At 43.3% G+C, this 18,621-nt stretch carries 15 protein-coding genes; 12 read left to right on the forward strand and 3 right to left on the reverse strand.

The features are described from left to right. Window positions 1–49: 49 nt before the first annotated feature. The 5 genes from IHE35_RS10190 to IHE35_RS10210 all read left to right on the forward strand — a co-directional run bounded on the left by IHE35_RS10190 (window position 50) and on the right by IHE35_RS10210 (window position 4,370). Window positions 50–1,057: a TIM44-like domain-containing protein gene (locus tag IHE35_RS10190; RefSeq protein ID WP_242787274.1), complete on the forward strand. Its 1,008-nt coding sequence runs from the start codon at window positions 50–52 to the stop codon at window positions 1,055–1,057. Window positions 1,058–1,310: 253 nt separating this feature from the next. After that, on the forward strand, window positions 1,311–1,655 hold the full coding sequence (locus IHE35_RS10195) for a hypothetical protein (protein WP_242787275.1): 345 nt from the start codon (window positions 1,311–1,313) through the stop codon (window positions 1,653–1,655). 1 nt (window position 1,656) lies between these two features. After that, on the forward strand, window positions 1,657–3,414 hold the full coding sequence (locus tag IHE35_RS10200) for a PepSY-associated TM helix domain-containing protein (protein WP_242787276.1): 1,758 nt from the start codon (window positions 1,657–1,659) through the stop codon (window positions 3,412–3,414). After that, entirely contained in the window at window positions 3,411–3,749 is a 339-nt protein-coding gene (locus IHE35_RS10205; protein ID WP_242787277.1) for a DUF3325 family protein, read from the forward strand. Before IHE35_RS10200 ends, IHE35_RS10205 begins: the two co-directional genes overlap by 4 nt. 96 nt (window positions 3,750–3,845) lie before the next feature. Continuing rightward, a complete protein-coding gene (locus IHE35_RS10210) occupies window positions 3,846–4,370 on the forward strand; it encodes a tetratricopeptide repeat protein (protein WP_242787278.1) in 525 nt (174 codons plus the stop codon). Window positions 4,371–4,405: 35 nt separating this feature from the next. Here IHE35_RS10210 and IHE35_RS10215 read toward each other — a convergent pair whose 3' ends face one another. Next, entirely contained in the window at window positions 4,406–5,428 is a 1,023-nt protein-coding gene (locus tag IHE35_RS10215) for a DUF4917 family protein (RefSeq protein ID WP_242787279.1), read from the reverse strand. A gap of 226 nt (window positions 5,429–5,654) precedes the next feature. Between IHE35_RS10215 and ahcY the strand changes: the two genes are divergently transcribed. From ahcY to IHE35_RS10250, 7 genes are all read left to right on the forward strand, one after another. Beyond that, complete coding sequence (gene ahcY, locus IHE35_RS10220) at window positions 5,655–7,037, forward strand: adenosylhomocysteinase (protein ID WP_242787280.1); 1,383 nt, start codon at window positions 5,655–5,657, stop codon at window positions 7,035–7,037. Between the two features lie 142 nt (window positions 7,038–7,179). Then, window positions 7,180–8,016 carry a methylenetetrahydrofolate reductase [NAD(P)H] gene (gene metF / locus IHE35_RS10225; protein WP_242787281.1) on the forward strand — a complete coding sequence of 279 codons (837 nt, stop codon included), beginning with the start codon at window positions 7,180–7,182 and terminating at the stop codon, window positions 8,014–8,016. 105 nt (window positions 8,017–8,121) lie between these two features. Then, on the forward strand, window positions 8,122–8,832 hold the full coding sequence (locus IHE35_RS10230; RefSeq protein ID WP_242787282.1) for a 16S rRNA (uracil(1498)-N(3))-methyltransferase: 711 nt from the start codon (window positions 8,122–8,124) through the stop codon (window positions 8,830–8,832). A 195-nt stretch (window positions 8,833–9,027) separates the two neighbouring features. Then, window positions 9,028–11,901, forward strand: coding sequence for an EAL domain-containing protein (locus IHE35_RS10235; protein WP_242787283.1), 2,874 nt, complete (start codon window positions 9,028–9,030; stop codon window positions 11,899–11,901). 138 nt (window positions 11,902–12,039) lie between these two features. Next, window positions 12,040–14,319, forward strand: a complete 2,280-nt coding sequence (locus IHE35_RS10240; protein WP_242787284.1) for an NADP-dependent malic enzyme — start codon at window positions 12,040–12,042, stop codon at window positions 14,317–14,319. 83 nt (window positions 14,320–14,402) lie between these two features. Then, window positions 14,403–15,635: a multifunctional CCA addition/repair protein gene (locus IHE35_RS10245; RefSeq protein ID WP_242787285.1), complete on the forward strand. Its 1,233-nt coding sequence runs from the start codon at window positions 14,403–14,405 to the stop codon at window positions 15,633–15,635. A gap of 343 nt (window positions 15,636–15,978) precedes the next feature. Next, window positions 15,979–16,233, forward strand: coding sequence for a GNAT family N-acetyltransferase (locus tag IHE35_RS10250; protein ID WP_242787286.1), 255 nt, complete (start codon window positions 15,979–15,981; stop codon window positions 16,231–16,233). Window positions 16,234–16,274: 41 nt separating this feature from the next. Here IHE35_RS10250 and epmA read toward each other — a convergent pair whose 3' ends face one another. Next, window positions 16,275–17,249 (reverse strand): EF-P lysine aminoacylase EpmA, encoded by a 975-nt coding sequence (epmA, locus tag IHE35_RS10255; protein WP_242787287.1) that lies wholly within the window; start codon window positions 17,247–17,249, stop codon window positions 16,275–16,277. Next, window positions 17,246–18,313 carry a 4-phosphoerythronate dehydrogenase gene (locus tag IHE35_RS10260; RefSeq protein WP_242787288.1) on the reverse strand — a complete coding sequence of 356 codons (1,068 nt, stop codon included), beginning with the start codon at window positions 18,311–18,313 and terminating at the stop codon, window positions 17,246–17,248. Before IHE35_RS10260 ends, epmA begins: the two co-directional genes overlap by 4 nt. Between the last annotated feature and the right edge of the window lie 308 nt (window positions 18,314–18,621).

Genomic DNA, 18,621 nt, shown 5'->3' on the forward strand with positions numbered 1-18,621 from the left:
CCTATATAAATAGAGTGTTCAAATATATTTTTTAGCATAGGAAAATTGAATGGAAGTTCGACAGCGTGGTTTGATCGCAGGTTTCTTAACTGCTGCACTATTGGTTGTGCCTTTAGCGGCTGAAGCAAAACGTGCCGGTGGTGGTAAAAGCCATGGTATGCAACGTTCTGCTGCACCGACTCAGTCTTATCAACAGCCTCGTCAAACAGCGCCTGCTCAACAAGCGCCGACAGCGGGTGCTGCAACTCAGCAAAAATCTGGCCCTGGTGTGGGTGGTATGGTTGCTGCGGGTGTAGCGGGTGCTGCGATTGGTGCGGTTGCTGCAAATGCTTTGGCAGATGACAACAATGCGGCATCTCAAGCACAAGTTGAAGCTGTTCAAGAAGAAGAACAAGGCGGCATCCCAGGCTGGATCTGGATCTTACTTGCTGCAGCTGGCGCCTTCTTCATTTTCCGTAAGATGGGCGCAAAAAAAAAAGTAGCTTCTAGCAATCCATTCGCGCCAAACAGTGGTGCTGGTCAATCAGCACCATTTGGTCAAACCCCTGCTGCATCTCGCGGTGGTGATAACACCAATATCTTTGGTCAGAATGTAGGTGGTAATGCACCGGCCAACAATGCACCATTTGGTTCAGCACCAGCGAGCGCACCGTTTGGTTCAGCATCTACCAACAGTGGTAACCAGCTTCCTGATGGGACTGAACCTGCTGCATTCTTGCGTGTTGCGCGTCAGCGTTTCAATCACATTCAGTCAATGAATACGGCAAGTAATATTTCCGAAATTCAACGTTACCTGACGCCTGACCTGTATCAGTCTATGTATAACGACATTATGGCGAATCAGGATCAAGACGTTGCTGAGTTCTCTAACCTGAATGCAATGGTGGCTGAGTCATCTACAGAAAATGGTCAATACATTGTGAGCGTACGCTTTACCGGTACTGTGAGTGAAGACCTGAACAGTCTGCCACAGCCATTTGCTGAAATTTGGCACTTTGTAAAACCGGCTGGTTCTCAACAAGATTGGTTGGTTGCTGGTATTCAGCAAGAAAGCTAACACCTTATTGTCTTCAATAAAACAGCGGCCCTCGAGCCGCTGTTTTGTTTTATAGACTTAAAACCTACACATTCATTCTCGATTTAACTAGAACTTGTTGAGCTATCCAAAAGCACTTCCCCCTGGATTAATTCTGCTATCAAAGATTCTTTGGGAAATTATTATTTAAAATACAAATAATAATTGTTATCATTCGCATCATTAAATTATTTCTATCCAATCGACAATATTTTCAATGATGAACAGTCCTCATATGGAGCTTACAGCTACTGAAAATTTAGCTGTACCGAATCGAGTCAACAGACCTAAAAAGAAAGCACAGTCTCAACTCATAGCTTATCGCTTTATGATTTTCTACCGTTTTATGCTGGCTGCATTGGGAGGATATGCTTTGGCATCCTTTGCAGCCATGGCTATTGCCAAATACTTTAGTGATTATCAAAGCAGTGCCGCCATGTCTGCCACTCTAATCGGCTTTCTGTTACAAACAGGTGCTTTCATCTGGGTGTTTATGGTCAATAAAACCCTAAAAGCGACGCTGGGCATTTTGATTCCTACCCTACTGTTCTATATCGCCTATCATTTTTTAGGGAAATAAGATGAGACCAGACGCCAAACATGAAGGTCCACGCCAGTCGATGTCATGGCTGCATACTTGGGCCAGTTTAATCTTGGGCTGGTTGCTTTATGCAATTTTCCTGACAGGAACATTAAGTTTTTTCCAGAATGAAATTACCATCTGGATGAAACCAGAGTTACATCAGTCTGTTCCACAAGCCACACAGATTGAACAAACTCGGGTAGCTCTAGACTATTTACAAAAAAATCATCCTGATGCGGGCAGCTGGGCCATTCAGCTGCCACATACTCGTCAGAACTACACCACGATCAATATCCGTGGCGCGGATGAAGATCCTCGTGCACGCCGCGGCGGAACACGAATTACTTTGGACAGTGCAACCGGTGACGTACTAGAAGCACGCGAAACCCGTGGTGGTGGTTTCCTGTACCGTTTTCATTTTGATTTATATGGTATGCCACGTATGTGGGCGCGCTGGATTGTCGGCATAGCCACCCTACTGATGCTCGTTGCAATCATCAGCGGAATTATTACTCATAAGAAAATCTTTAAGGATTTCTTTACTTTCCGTCCGGGTAAAGGGCAACGTTCATGGTTAGATGCACACAATGCAACCGCAGTATTTGCATTACCCTTCCATATTATGATTACTTTCAGTGGCTTATTGCTGCTGTTATTTACCATCATGCCTTGGGGGGTGAACCAGATTTATGAAAATCGTGGTGCCTTCCTGCAAGATCAGCGTAAAATTTTAGTTCAGGATAATAGTACAGCAACTGAATCTCGTGAAGGGCGTGGTGAAGGTGATGGCGAAAGGGCTGGACGTGGTGAAAGCCGTACTGAAGGTGAACAACATCGTCCTCGAAGCGATGGTGAAGCACGTGGGAAACGCGGTGCAGGTCGTCGATCCCGTGATGAAGATCGCCCTGCCCATCCAGCGCCTTTAACTAATCTAACACCGGTTCTGGCAGCTGCGGAAAAAGAATGGAATAACAATCCGATTGGTACCATCACCATTATTCGGCCAAATACCAGCCAAGCTGAAATTGAATTACGTGCTCTGAATGGTGTTAGTGTTGCCTATCGTAGCGTGTACCCAAGTCTGGAATTCAACGGCGTAACTGGTGCGCTCAAACCGGATCAAACCGAACTAAAAACACCTTCAGTCGCGAATGGCATCTATAACGTGGTGACTTCACTGCATGAAGCACGCGGTGTGGATCTCGCCCTGCGCTGGTTACTGTTTCTTTCTGGTATTGTCGGCACACTAATGATCGCTACTGGTCTGATTCTATGGTGTGTGAAACGTGCACCGCAACAGCAGAAACAGGGCTATAAATCCTTTGGTTATCGTACGGTGGAAGTGACCAATATCGCAGCAATTATCGGTCTGCCTATTGCCTGTGCCGCTTACTTCTATGCCAATCGTTTTATTCCGGTGGAACTGGAAATGCGTGCCAACTGGGAAATCCGTACCTTTTTTATAGTATGGGCCCTGACTTTCTGCTATGCCATGATCCGGACTCATCGTCAGGCTTGGTTAGAGTTACTAGTATTGGCAACTACTTTATTTTCTCTGTTGCCAGTGATTAATTTCCTGACCGGTGGTCAGCCAATCTGGAATACCATTGCCAATGGTCAATGGGTCATTGCGAGCTTTGATCTGGCCATGTGGCTACTAGCTGTTGTGTTCTGGCTTGCCTGGAAAAAAGTGAAAAACCATAAAGTTTTACCCGTTAAAAAAGGCAGAGCTTCCAATGTGGAGACTGAGTCATGAGTTTCTTTTTATTGATTTGGTCCCTGACTGCCCTCGGCCTTAACGCCTTGGCCAGTTCTATGTCCAAACATCAAAAAAAGATATTTGGCAAAGAGCTAGATATAGCTAAAACCCGACTAGCCACCTTGGTTGGCTGGGTATTGCTCATTATTGCACTGATTCTATGCCTGTTGATGGGTACGGTGGGTAATATGCTGAGTTACTGGCTAGGAGCATTGACATTTTCTGCTCTGGCTGTGGGTTTAAGCCTGACTTTTCTGGAGTCCAAGATCACAGTTATCAGCATCGGCTTTGTTATCATTGCGCTCATTTCTGGTTTGATTAGTTTTTTCTAAGTTTAATTCAATTTCTTTTATAAAAAGCCCGTCTTCGGATTGGCTTTTTTATTTTGAACCTTTTAATCTACGTGCAAAGATTTTTGAGATTTTGACATGACCGAGCGTGTTTCTCCCCCTGCCACTCTGGCAAACCGCGCACTGGCAGGCAATGCCGAAGCACAATTCGAACTGGCTGAACTTTATATGCACAGCGAGCATGAAGATGACATCATTCTGGCTGAAGAATGGGCGCTGAAAGCAGCCAATGGTGGCTTGGTTGAAGCCATGTACTGGCTCGGTGAAGGTTATACAGTTTATGCCAAGGAAATTGCGGAAGAAGATCCTGAAGACTCCAAAGCTCATTTTGAGTTAGCCTATTACTGGCTCAGCAAAGCCAATTTTGAAAAACATCCAGCGGCGACCTTGGAACTGGCTGGTTTTTACCGTCGTGGTGATGTCGTTGAAAAAGATGTCGAAAAGTCTATTTCACTGGTAAAACAGGCCGCTGAATGGGGTGAAGTTCAAGCCATGCGTGACCTTGCCTTTATTTATGCCAATGGTCTTGGTGTCGTAGCGGATGACATCCAGGCAGATTACTGGACACAGAAAGCAGATGAGATTGAGCAAGAAATAGAATAAATAAAAAGCCCATCATATGATGGGCTTTTTATTTATTAAGCGTTATTCCAACAACCTGAACTTTGACTGTCAAAAAACTCTACTTCTATTTTATCCGAAATACCTTTTAGCCTAGAAAAGATACGATGACATTCATTTTGATCTTTAGAATAAGTTGAGATAGCAACTTTACCCACAGTGTCATGTTTAAAAATTTGCTGGATTAAATGACACTCTTGTTCACCTAAGCCCCACCCATAAATAACCAAATTGGATTTTTTGGTAATTAAGCTAGATAGTACTTCATAAAAGATTGTACTTAAATATGGGCTACTTTTTATCGATTCTAATTTCTTAATACCCGTACCTTCTGCTACAAATAATGGTATTTTTTCATCATTCCATTGTGAAGTAATAACCTCCAATAAACTTTCAAAATCTCCTCTCTGGAGTTTGTTTTCAATATTTTTTGCATTTCTAAAAATAGATAAGTTGCCGTGCTGATAAAAAGCTAAAGTAACTTCTCTTTCTCTACGAATAGGATTTCTTAAATCTTGCCAATTATTCCTAAATAATCCGTTTGCTTGAAAACAATCTTTAAATTTATGCCCATCTTCATGTCTATTTCCGTACATTAGAATCCAATACAGGATTAAGTCATAATTAAGAGAAACTATTGTTCTAAATCGTCTTGTAAATTGATATAACTGAGGTAATTGATCAAGTATTTCAGCATGTTCACAATGAACTTCTTTAACAACTTCGATTAAAGCATTTTTAATATTATCGTAAGCTGAATCAATTTTTACATCTATTATTCCTAAATGCTTATTTACTAGCTTCGCATGCCAAACTAATCTCAAAATTAACTCAAAATCACATGTACCAAACTCGATAAAAAGTTTAGATATATCCTCATTAAAAAGTTTTAATTTTTCAGCTTCTTCTTTTAAAGAGTCAAAACGAAATTTTTGATGCAGAGCAACACTAGCCCCATTCCCAATAATTAAATTGCCATTCTCATAATCATCCTTAATTTCAGCCCATTCCTTAATTGGATATTCGAAGCTGTCTGCCATAGTTTAGTCTCAAATTTTCTTATTAGTCAGATATTAAACAATTTCAGATTGGAACCAAATTAATTTCCAAGTACAATACTGCGCTAGTCGAGGGATGCTGCGACGTTTTACAGGTACGAAATGTAAAAGCGCCAGGCTCGACGATCGGTCCAACTTTTTCTAGACAGACCAACAACGGCATCCGCGAACTGAATGATCAATTATTGTTTTTTATAAGGAGATCGTGATGAACGCGGTTAATGCTTCATTTACAGATTATAAAGTTGCCGATATTTCACTGGCTGACTACGGCCGTAAAGAAATCAAACTTGCAGAAGCTGAAATGCCAGCCCTAATGGGCCTGCGTAAGCGTTATGCTGCTGCTAAACCACTTGCTGGCGCAAAAATCCTGGGTTGTATCCACATGACAATCCAAACTGCGGTTCTGATCGAAACTTTGGTAGAACTTGGCGCTGAAGTACGTTGGACGTCTTGTAACATCTTCTCTACTCAAGACCATGCTGCTGCTGCCATCGCTGCTGCGGGTATTCCAGTATTTGCTTGGAAAGGCGAAACTGAAGAAGAATACGTATGGTGCTTAGAGCAACAAATTAATGTAAATGGCACGCCTTGGGATGCCAATATGATTCTGGACGATGGCGGTGATTTAACTGCACTTGTTCACGAAAAATATCCTGAAGTGATTGCTAAAATCCACGGTATTACTGAAGAAACCACAACAGGTGTGCAACGTCTTTACGAAATGCACCGTGACGGTACGTTGAAAGTTCCTGCAATCAACGTAAATGACTCAGTAACAAAGTCTAAAAATGACAACAAATACGGTTGCCGTCACTCGCTAAATGATGCGATCAAACGTGCAACAGATATGCTTTTATCTGGCCGTCGTGCACTTGTCATTGGTTACGGTGACGTAGGTAAAGGTTCTGCACAATCGCTTCGTCAAGAAGGCATGATCGTACGCGTTTCTGAAATCGATCCAATCTGTGCAATGCAAGCATGTATGGACGGTTTTGAAGTTGTTGCACCATACAAAAATGGCGTACAAACAGGTAAGAAAGAAGACATCAATCTTGACCTTCTTCAAAATACTGACCTGATCGTAACAACAACAGGTAACTATCACGTATGTGACGCTGCAATGTTAGACACATTAAAAGCAGGTGCTGTGGTATGTAACATCGGTCACTTCGACACTGAAATCGACACAGCTTACTTACGTGGTTACAAATGGGTTGAAGTGAAGCCACAAGTTCACCAAGTATACCGTTCAGAAAACGAAAACGATTACTTAATCCTTCTTTCTGAAGGCCGTCTTGTAAACCTTGGTAATGCGACTGGTCACCCATCACGTATTATGGATGGTTCATTTGCCAACCAAGTTTTAGGTCAAATGCACTTATTCGCTGAGAAATTTGCTGATCTTCCTGAAGATCAAAAACAAGCAGCGATTCGCGTAGAACTGATTCCTAAGAAATTAGACGAAGAAGTAGCGGCTGCGATGGTTGCAGGTTTCGGTGGTGTATTAACAACATTGACTCAAGAGCAAGCGGATTACCTTGGCGTTCAAGTTGAAGGTCCGTTCAAATCTGACGCTTATAAATACTAAGTTTTTCACCTCTCCTAACCTCTCCTGTTAGGAGAGGGACTTCATTACTTCTCTCGATGGAGTAATGAACCCCCTCCTCCCTCTGGGAGAAGGCTGGGATGAGGGCAAACATAAAAAGTATTTATAAAAATAGGATTTAATCATGTCTAAACAGATTCCGATTTCTTTTGAGTTCTTCCCGACCAAGACTGATGCAGGTGCGGAAAAACTCAAAGTGGTTCATCAAGAACTACAACTGTTAAACCCAGAATTTTTCTCTGTGACCTATGGTGCAGGCGGTTCTACCCGTGAACGCACTTTGTCTACATTGGCTGATTTCAACGGTAAAGGTACACCTGTTGCCCCCCACCTTTCTTGTATCGGTGATAGCAAAGAACGTATTGCCGAATTACTGGATTTATATAAATCTCAGGGTATTAATCGTATCGTTGCGCTGCGTGGTGACTTACCTTCAGGCCAAGTTGGTTTAGGTGAACTACCATACGCACAAGATTTGGTTCGCTTTATCCGTGAACATTCAGGTGATCACTTCCATATTGAAGTGGCGGCATATCCTGAAATGCACCCACAAGCAGACAGTTTCGATGGTGACATCAAACGTTTCTGTGAAAAAGCCAATGCCGGTGCCAATGCAGCATTAACACAGTTCTTCTTTAATCCGGATGCTTACTTCTACTTTGTAGAACGCATTCAAAAAGAAGGTGTGAATATTCCTGTGGCTCCGGGCATCATGCCAATTACCAATGCCAGCAATTTGGTTCGTTTTGCTGATGGTACAGGTGCAGAGATTCCACGTTGGATCCGCAAGCAATTAGCAGCTTATGGTGACGATACTGCATCTATCAAAGCATTTGGTCATGAAGTGATTGTAAAACTATGCGAACGCGTGATTGCTGGTGGTGCACCAAGCCTGCACTTCTATACTATGAATACCACTGATCCTACACGTCAACTTGTAAAAGACTTAGGTCTCGCATAAGTTTTTAGACGGTATTGTCTCTACTTTTTTCCCTCTGAGATAAACACAAAGAGGATGAAAATAACAATGCAGTCTTGTTTTGTTCCACTTGAGAGTAATCCTTAAATGCCACGTTTTTTTATTGAAGCAGACTTAAATGTTGATTCTACGGTTGAGTTAACTGAAACCGTTTTTCATCATTGGGTGAAGGTATTACGTGCTCAAGTGGGCGAAACTGCAACCCTCTTTAATGGTCAAGGTGGCGAATATTTTGTTGAGCTTGTAGACGTCGCTAAAAAATCAGCTACTGTACGTATAAATAGCTTTAACCTAAGCAATCGCACTCCAAAATTCAAAGCTTTACTCGGTCAAGTGATGAGTAAAGGTGACCGCATGGATTATGCCATTCAAAAAGCGGTTGAACTCGGTGTTTCAGAAATTCAGTTACTGACATCTGAACGCTGTGAAATGCGCCTTAAATACGACCGTGACCAAAAAAAGCTGGATCACTGGCAAGGTGTGGCGATTGCAGCCTGTGAACAATGTGGTCTGAATATTGTTCCAAAAATTCTCCCTCCGATGTCACTAGAAAACTGGCTGCAAAGTACACTTCCTCAAACCAAACTGGTATTGGCACCGAATAAAGATGAAGCCGATGTTCTTCAAAATGCAACGCTCGACTTGGCACTCCTTATTGGTCCAGAGGGTGGACTCAGTGAAGCTGAAATCTCTGCTGCCAACACTCAGGGATTTGTGAACTGGTGTATTGGTGAACGTGTGCTGCGTACCGAAACTGCGCCTGTCGTAGCCTTATCTATTTTAAATTACAAATTTTAATCTCTCTCGATAATCAATTTTACTTCATCGCATTTGTAAAAATTTGTGGTGCTTTTGATTGATTTTTATATACAGGCACTTTAGTCTTAATAAGATAAAAATGAATGACCTATCAAATGATAAAAGTTACGTTTTAAAGGGACTTAATAAAAACAATGCAGTATCACCCTTATCTAGATTAAAGGCATTTGAATAATGATTCATAATCAGGATGATTATATTCAGCAGCATCTAAACAGTGCACAAATCGTGAATACGATTCGTCACAGTCGATATTTTTTAATTAGTATCCTGCTGGTATGTCTTTATATCTTCTGTATTTACCAATTATATTATCATCCGTCGGACGGCTACCTGAATCTCTGGTTCATTCTTACCGAGATGGTAGTCTGCATGTGCTGGCTAATCAGTACCCTCTACTTTAAACCGAACGAGTTCAAGCTAGAAACTGCACACCGCTGGCTACAGATCCAGTGCCTACTAGTAGGTACCTGTATTTCAGCCGGGATTTTCACCCTGTATGTTCATTTGCCACGTGTGAATCCATCTTTTGAACTGATTGAAGCGCTAACCCTGACGGGCTTGCTGATTATGGTGACTCAGGCTTTTGGCCTCACTTATCTCACGCAAAAACTGAGTTATTTCTGTCTGATATTCTTGCCGTCATTGGTCCCTTTCTTATTCCTGCAAGCTACAGATTCTTCACTCAATCCGTTTTTCAGTCTGGCGCTGAACTTTTCTGTCATTGTAATTTTGCTGTGTGCCAATAGTACTTACCGTATTCATCAACGTACTTCGCGCCTATATGCAGAGAATAATCTGCTGGTGGCAAATGCTGAACAACAAGTTGCCTGGACCGATGAACTGTGCAAACAGTTACAAACTGAAGTGAACAAATCGAAAGATATTGAACTTCAGTTACAGCTTAACAATCAGCTGCTGGAACAGAAAGTACGGGAACGTACTTATGATATTGAGCAGATCAATCTTGCTTTACAGGATCAGCATCAAAATCTGGAACTGGCACATGAAATTGCTGGAATCCGTCCTTGGGACTGGAATATTAAAGACCGGACCATTACGCTAACTACGCACACACAAGAAAAAATCCAGCGTAGTTCTGGTCGTCATCAGGCACAACTGCATCACCTGATCCATCCGGATGACCTGAAACATTTTAAAGATATGCTGAAACAGCACTTGCGCGGTCAGGTAGGACGCTATGAAGCCACCTATCGTATCCAGAATACCCAAGGGGTATGGAGCTGGGTTCAGGATATTGGTCGTGTTATCAGCCGTGATCCAAAAACCAATAAACCACTACGCATGGTCGGTATTCGCCGGGATATTCAACAGGAACGTAATTCGCAGGAAGGCCTAAAACTTGCAGCCAGCGTACTAGAGCAAGCTGCTGAGGGTATCTTTATTCTCAATGAAGAGTTGCACTATATCGAAGTCAATCCTTTCTTCGAGCAGCTTTCCGGTTTTGAACGTCAGCAAATTCTTGGCAAGCACCTGTTTGATATTACCGTAAACTCTAAATCTCAGCAGCGTAGTATCCATACCAATATCATCAAGCAGGTGATGAAGATTGGCTCCTTTGATGGTGAACTTCATGAGAAATTCCTGTCTGGTAAAGAGTTGCCGCTATGGCTACACATCAATGCCATTATGGATGATGAAGGCCGTATTACCCACTATATCGGGATTGTGTCAGACCTGACTGAACGTAAGCTTCAGGAACAACGTCTGTCTTATCTGGAAAATTATGACACCCTGACCGATTTGCCAAATCGTTTCTATTACAACTATCAGTTACACAAGTATCTGATGACACAGAAAGACTCCATCAAGCAGATGGCGGTGATTCGTCTCAACATTGACCGTTTCCGTCCATTGAATGAATACTTAACCAACAATGGTGGTGATGAACTGCTTCGCCAAGTGGCACAACGTTTACGCTTAACCAATGCCGAAGCACTATTTGTTGCACATTTGAATGGTGATGATTTCGCAATCCTATATGAAATCTCACATATTCGTCCGTCTGTACAAGAACACTGTGACCGCATCAGCAAGGCTTTTAGCGTACCGTTTAATATCTTTGGTCAGGACTATGTTATTACACTCTCGATGGGTATTGCTTTCTACCCTGACCATGGTCGCCAACTGGACTACCTGAACAACTGTGCTGAACAAGCACTCAGTGAAGCTAAAAACCTAGGTGGTAATACCATCCGCTTCTACTCTAATGAGAATACTGCCCTGCTGGAACAAGGGATTTTCATTGAACGCGATCTGCGTAAAGCCATCCAGAATGGTGAGCTGGTGGTCTATTATCAGCCAAAGATCAATTTGAATGACCAGCATATCTATGGTTTTGAAGCATTAATCCGTTGGAAACATCCGGAAAAAGGCACTATTCCACCAGGCATGTTCATTCCATTGGCAGAACAGACCAGTATGATTTCAGAAATTGGCCAACTGGTGATTCAACAGACGGCAAAACAGATCCGTAAATGGAATGACCAAGGCTTCCATAATATCTGTGTTTCTGTGAATATTGTGGCGCAGCAACTCCGCCGTGGCCAGTTACTGGATGATCTGGATGAAGCAATCAAACTGAACTGTATTTCAGGTTCAAATCTGGAACTGGAAATTACCGAATCTTCATTGGTAGAAAATTCTGAAACTGTGAAGAATGTGCTGAATCAGATCAAGGAACGTGACATCAACATTTCTCTGGATGACTTTGGTACAGGCTATTCTTCCCTCTCTTATCTGGCTGAATTCCCAATCGATATCATGAAGATTGACCGCAGCTTTGTATCTAAAATTGGTGAAGCCAAACAGGATGCAATTGTCAGTGCGATGGTCGCGATGGGCAAAGCCATGGGAATGAAAGTTGTGGCTGAGGGGATTGAGACAGAGCAGCAGCTAAATTTCCTGCGTCAACTAGAGTGTGATATTGCACAGGGCTATCTGTTTTCCAAACCACTTCCTGAACAGCAAGCAACCGAATTTCTTGAACAAAATATGACACCTGAGACTTATACCTATCAGGTATAAGTCTAGACCAAAGATCAATTATTTCTTCAAAAAACGGGGGCGTTTGGCTGGGCTAAGCGCACAACTAGTGATATATTCTCATGTATTCCGCGGTTATGTTACCTGCAATTGGGTAATCATTGATACATCGAGAGACTAATGGACGAACAATCTTTAAAACAACAGGCACTGTACTACCACGAATTTCCTACCCCCGGCAAAATCAGCGTCACCCCAAGCAAGCAACTCGTTAACCAACATGATTTAGCACTGGCTTACTCTCCAGGTGTTGCAGCGCCGTGTCTGGAAATTGAAAAAGACCCATCTAAAGCAGCGCTGTATACAGCACGTGGTAACCTTGTTGCGGTTGTGAGTAACGGTACTGCAGTGTTAGGCCTTGGTAACATTGGTCCTTTAGCATCTAAACCGGTTATGGAAGGTAAAGGCGTTCTGTTTAAAAAATTCGCAGGCGTTGACGTATTCGATATCGAAATTTCTGAAAATGATCCAGACAAAATTGTCGACATCGTTGCAGCATTAGAACCGACTTTTGGTGGTATTAACCTCGAAGATATTAAAGCTCCCGAATGTTTCTATATTGAACAGAAACTTCGTGAACGCATGAATATTCCGGTGTTCCACGATGACCAACACGGTACATCAATCATTGTAGGTTCAGCATTACTCAATGCTTTAATCATCAATGGTAAAAAAATTGAAGATATCAAGATCGTAGCATCTGGTGCAGGCGCTGCTGCATTGTCATGCCTGAATCTGCTTTGTGCACTCGGTGCGAAGAAAGAAAATATCATCGTTGCTGACTCACGTGGTTTATTGACCACAAAACGTGAAGGCTTAGATGAATCGAAAAAAGCGTATGTACAAGACATCGAAGGCACACAGCTTGAAGATGTGATGGAAGGCGCGGATATGTTCTTGGGTTTGTCTGCTGCAGGCATTTTGACTCAAGACATGGTCAAGAAAATGGCGAAAGATCCAATTATCTTCGCTTTAGCAAACCCAGATCCTGAGATTCTACCTGAACATGCCCATGAAGCACGTCCAGATGTGATTATGGCCACAGGTCGCTCTGACTATCCTAATCAGGTGAACAACGCACTTTGCTTCCCGTACATCTTCCGTGGTGCACTCGACGTTGGTGCAACCACCATTAACGAAGAAATGAAGATTGCGTGTGTACACGCGATTGCGCGTATGGCACATGTCGAAGCAGATGCGGCATCTTATGGTGAAAAATCAGCATCATTTGGTCGTGATTACTTAATCCCTCGTCCACTTGATCAACGTTTGATTTTAGAAATTGCGCCAGCAGTTGCTAAAGCAGCGATGGATTCTGGCGTGGCAACACGTCCAATTCAAGACTTCTCTGTGTATCATCAACGTTTGTCTGAGTTTGTTTATAACTCAGCATTTATGATGAAACCGATTTTCGCTCAAGCAAAATCAGATCCTAAGCGTATTGCATATGCGGAAGGTGAAGATCTTCGTGTACTTCGTGCTGTACAAATTGCAGTGGATGAAGGCATGGCGAAGCCAATCCTTGTGGGTCGTACAGCAGTCATTGAAGCAAACATTAAGAAATTGGGCTTACGCTTAGAAAACGGTGTGAATATCACCATCGTTGATCAAGAAAAGAACCCTGATTACGAAAAATTTGCCGATGACTACTACAGCATCATGCAGCGTAAAGGTGTGACACCAGAATACGCACAGCGTGAAGCACGTCGTCGCTCAACACTCATCGCAGCTATGCTGGTTAAACACGGCCTTGCAGATGGTATGTTGTGTGGTACCTACTCAAGCTACGACATTCACCTCGACTTCGTCAGCAACATCATTGGTAAGAAAGACGGTCATAACACTTTCTTCACCCTGAATGCCTTGATGCTGGAAGACCGTAACCTGTTCATCGCAGATACCTATATCAACCGTAATCCAAGCGCTGAACAGCTCGCTGAGATGACCATTCTAGCTGCTGAAGAAGTGCGTCGTTTCGGTATGACACCACGTATTGCCCTGCTGTCACACTCTAGCTTCGGTTCTGACCAGAACGATGCAAGCGCACAGAAAATGCGTAAGGTCTACGATATTCTGTCTGAGATTGCGCCTGAACTGGAAGTTGAAGGTGAAATGCATGGTGATGCGGCACTGGATGAAAATATCCGCCAGTTTGCTTACCCGAACTCACGCTTCAAAGGTGCAGCGAACCTGTTGATCATGCCAAATCTGGATGCAGCGAACATTTCGTTTAACCTGTTAAAAGCAACCTCTGGTAACAATGTGACCATTGGCCCGATTCTGCTTGGTTCAGCGAAACCAGTTCATATTTTAACACCAACAGCGACCACACGTCGTGTCGTGAATATGACTGCTTTGACTGTTGCAGAAATCCAACAAGCGGAACAAGACGCCCTGTAAGCAAACGCGGCGAACGCCGAGTTTCTTGACTTGAGAAAACCTCTATTCTGTAGCATGATGCTTCTAAGAATAGAGGTTTTTTCATGCAAGTTTATTTAGTAGGCGGCGCAGTTCGGGATCATTTGCTCGGACACCCCTATCACGAAAAAGATTATGTGGTTGTGGGCGCGAGTCCCAATCAAATGCTCAACCTGGGCTATCAGCCGGTTGGGAAGGATTTCCCTGTATTTTTGCATCCTGAAACAAAAGAAGAATATGCATTAGCACGTACTGAACGGAAATCCGGCACGGGTTATCATGGTTTTGAATTCCATACCGATACCAGCGTGACACTTGAACAGGACCTGATCCGTCGTGATCTGACGATCAATGCCATGGCCATGGATGAAGCTGGTCATGTGCATGATCCCTATAATGGTCAGCAGGATCTTGCCGACCGCGTTTTACGTCATGTTTCTGATGCCTTTATTGAAGATCCACTCCGCGTATTACGTGTAGCACGCTTTGCTGCGCGTTATCATGCAATGGGCTTTCGTGTTGCCGAAGAAACACTCGATTTAATGCGTCAACTGACCGAATCTGACGAGTTAAATGCCCTAACACCTGAACGGGTCTGGAAAGAAACATCTCGTGCCCTGATGGAATCACATGCGGATATTTATTTTGAAGTATTACGCAGCTGTGGTGCATTAAAAGTACTGTTTCCAGAAATTGATGCCCTGTTCGGCGTCCCGCAACGTCCGGAATATCATCCAGAAATTGACTGCGGTATTCATACCATGATGTCGCTACAACAGGCCTGCCGCCAGAACTATGATTTGGATGTACGTTTTGCTGTTCTCGTTCATGACTTAGGTAAAGCCTTAACGCCGGCCGAGGAATTGCCACGTCATATCATGCATGAGGAACGTGGTGTACAGCCGGTGACTGAGCTATGCGAGCGTTTCAAAGTGCCGACTTATACCAAACAGCTGGCAATTGCGGTCTGCAAAGAACATTTAAAATGCCATCAGGCACTCAATCTGAAACCAGGTACTTTATGGCGTCTATTGCAGCGTCTGGATGTATTACGTCGCCCGGAGCGTGTAGAAGCGTTTGTACAAGCCTGTGAATGTGATTCCCGTGGCCGTTTAGGTCTGGAAGACCGTGCCTATCCACAAGCGGAATATGTACGGGAAGCGATACAAGTGGTTCGTGGTATCAAAGCTCAGGATTTACCAGCAGATATTCAAGGCCCTGATATTGGCGAGATGCTGATTGAACGTCGTATCCATGCCTTAGCCGAGCTAAAAGAACGCTATACCGCCTTAATTTAAGAAAGCTCCTTCGGGAGCTTTCTTCTTTATACATATGGATATCTAAAATACTTTTATTCTGCTCACCTCTATCCATATTCAAAATTATTAGAATTTCTCTATCGCATCTTCCACCTAAAATCGGGCTAACCCTCTTCTAGCTTTTATCTTCATAAAAACCTAGGAATTTTCTGATTCGTCCTTTGCAACTTGAACAGAACTTGCATGCAATCCATGCACTCACTACACCTTGGCTATCCCACAACATTAGAAAATATTCAGCAGCACTGGCAATGCATTCATCAGATTCAAATTATCTGACGCTGGTCATAGAATATGAACAAGGTGGATTGGCTATGCAGGTTTGATTCATGAATACAGCTGGGAATTTGATGCTGGATATTTGCGGATTCAGGTTTTGGTAATTGATCAGCCTCATCGCGAGCAAGATGTAGGTAAAAGGTTAATTGCAGCGATTTCAGATTTAGATAAACAGCGAGATTTAAAACTGATAAAAGTAAATAGCAGCAATCGTGAGGAACGTTTAACTGCACATGCTTTTTATCAAAATTTGGGTTTCGATGCTTATAGTATCGGTTTTCGAAAATATCTGGCTTAATCAGCCTACTCAGGTAGCAGGCTGATTAGATGAAAGAAGGATCAGGAAATATCTGCCGGGAAGGTAATTACCTTTTCCAGCTTCATCTGATTGGTGGCAATCATCAACAGACGGTCCACTCCGAGTGCAATCCCGGAACATTCTGGTATATTCGGTAAAGCGGCTAACAGATATTCATCAATCGGCATGATATGCAAACCGAGTGAGGCACGTTCTGCATTATCCGCTGCAAAGCGCGAGCGTAACACTTCGGCATCCACCAGCTCGTCATAGGCATTCGCCAGTTCCAGGCCTTCGATATAAAGTTCGAAACGTGCCGCGACCAGTTCCCCATCTTCATCAACTTTGGTTTTTGCCAATGATGCCAATTCAGGCGGGAAATCGGTCAGAAATACCGCTGTATCAAAACCCAGACTTGGTTCCACCATATGTGAGAACAACAGGTCAATATACCCCAGACGATCCTGCCCCAGATCCAGATTTAAGCCAACCCGACGGCAGCAGTCTTTCAACTCCTGCAAAGTCGCCTGTAAGGGATTTAAATCCAGTCGATCCATAAAGGCATGCTTATAGCTCAGTACTGTTGGGCGAATTTCACCAAAACGGGCTTTTAGCACCACATTCAACAGATCTGAAACTTCGAACATTAGGTCTTTCAGGCTAAAGCCCGGACGATACCATTCCAGCATGGTGAATTCGCTGTTGTGCTTGCGCCCATGTTCGTCATCACGAAATACCTTACAAATCTGATAAATCGGACCACTACCACTCGCCAGCAGGCGTTTCATCGCAAATTCAGGCGAAGTTTGCAGATAATGGGTACTCAGCTTCCCCTGTACATGACGCTGTGCCTGTACAGAAGCAAGATGCACATCAGTTACACCAGCTTGAGACAAAATTGGGGTTTCAACTTCAAGAACATCACGTTCAGCAAAGAACTGGCGCAGCTGTGCATATAAATGAGCGCGTGCGCGCATTGCATTTAAATCACAGGTCGGTTGATATGCAATTGTCATGCTTTCGGCCCTCCATGTGCCGCCCATTCACGACGTAATGGATAGGTCTTACGTAAATGGTCAAAAGCTTGCTGATCGACTTTGCCATCTTTTAAGCAGGCACGCAGATTGGCATCATCACGCTGAATATCATAGATTTCAGCAAGGTTCTGTTTCAGAGCTGTTTTTAAATCCAGCCCTGCAAAATATTGTGCGCCTTCCGGCAACTGGCTTTCAAACTGTTTATTGATCTCAAAGCCAAAATAACGGCAGAAAGCCTCATAGATCATTTGTGTACCACGCGCCTTACCTTCTAAGCTATAACCGGCAATATGTGGCGTTACCAAGCTGACCAGATCCAGCACTTCGGCTGAAATCACCGGTTCATGTTCAAATACATCCAGTACCACCTGACGCTGAGTTGCCTTGATGTCAGCAATTAATGCTGCTTCTTCCACTACTGGTCCACGCGCTGAATTGATCAGGATGGTTTCTGGCTTCATCTGTGCAAAAGCATCAGCATTGATCATGTGATACGTTGGATGTTCACCATATTTATCTAATGGCACATGAATACTGATCGCATCGGCTTGCACCAATAAGCTTTGCAGATCCACCTGTTCAATATTTTCTGGTTGTACAAAAGGATCACAACCGATTACACGCCAGCCTAGCAATCCTGCCATATAAGCCAGTCGCGTACCCACGTTGCCGAGCCCAATAATACCTAAGGTAAAGTCTTGACCCACTTCCAATAATGCTGGACGCAGTTTTAATAAAGCAGTAATCACATACTCAGCTACAGCTTGGGCATTACAGCCTGCGGCATTACTCCAGGTAATCCCCTGCTGCTCGAGTGCAGCAATATCCAGATGATCCGTACCAATGGTAGCACTGCCGACAAATTTGACCTGACTGTCTTTGAGAAGCGTGGAATTCACTTTAGTTACTGAACGAACCAATAAGGCATCTGCATCCTGTACATCCGCTGCAGTGAGCGTACGGCCTGCACGATGCTGAATCTCGGCAAATTCTGCGAAGAAATAATCGGTAAATGCCAGATTTTCATCTGCGACAATTTTCATAATGCCTTCCAACAACATAATGCCGTTATCTTAACGCGTGATGCTGCTGATGACCATTCAGTTATACCGACTTGTATTTTCTTAAGTCATTAAAAAAACCGAAGACTGGCTTCGGTTTAAGGAAAAAAACAGTGCTTAGAAAGCTGTGGACACGATGTGATCATTATACCTTGCACATTAAGCACAGCAATTTCTTCAAAACTACGGAACTAAGACAGAATTTGCTGAGAAAAAGGAGCTTCTGCAAGAACCCATTCAGACTCAGCTTAAAGCTCCATAAAAAAAACCCCAATCTTTCGATCGGGGTT

This window comes from Acinetobacter sp. ASP199, from assembly GCF_022700675.1.
In the GTDB taxonomy this organism is placed as follows: domain Bacteria; phylum Pseudomonadota; class Gammaproteobacteria; order Pseudomonadales; family Moraxellaceae; genus Acinetobacter.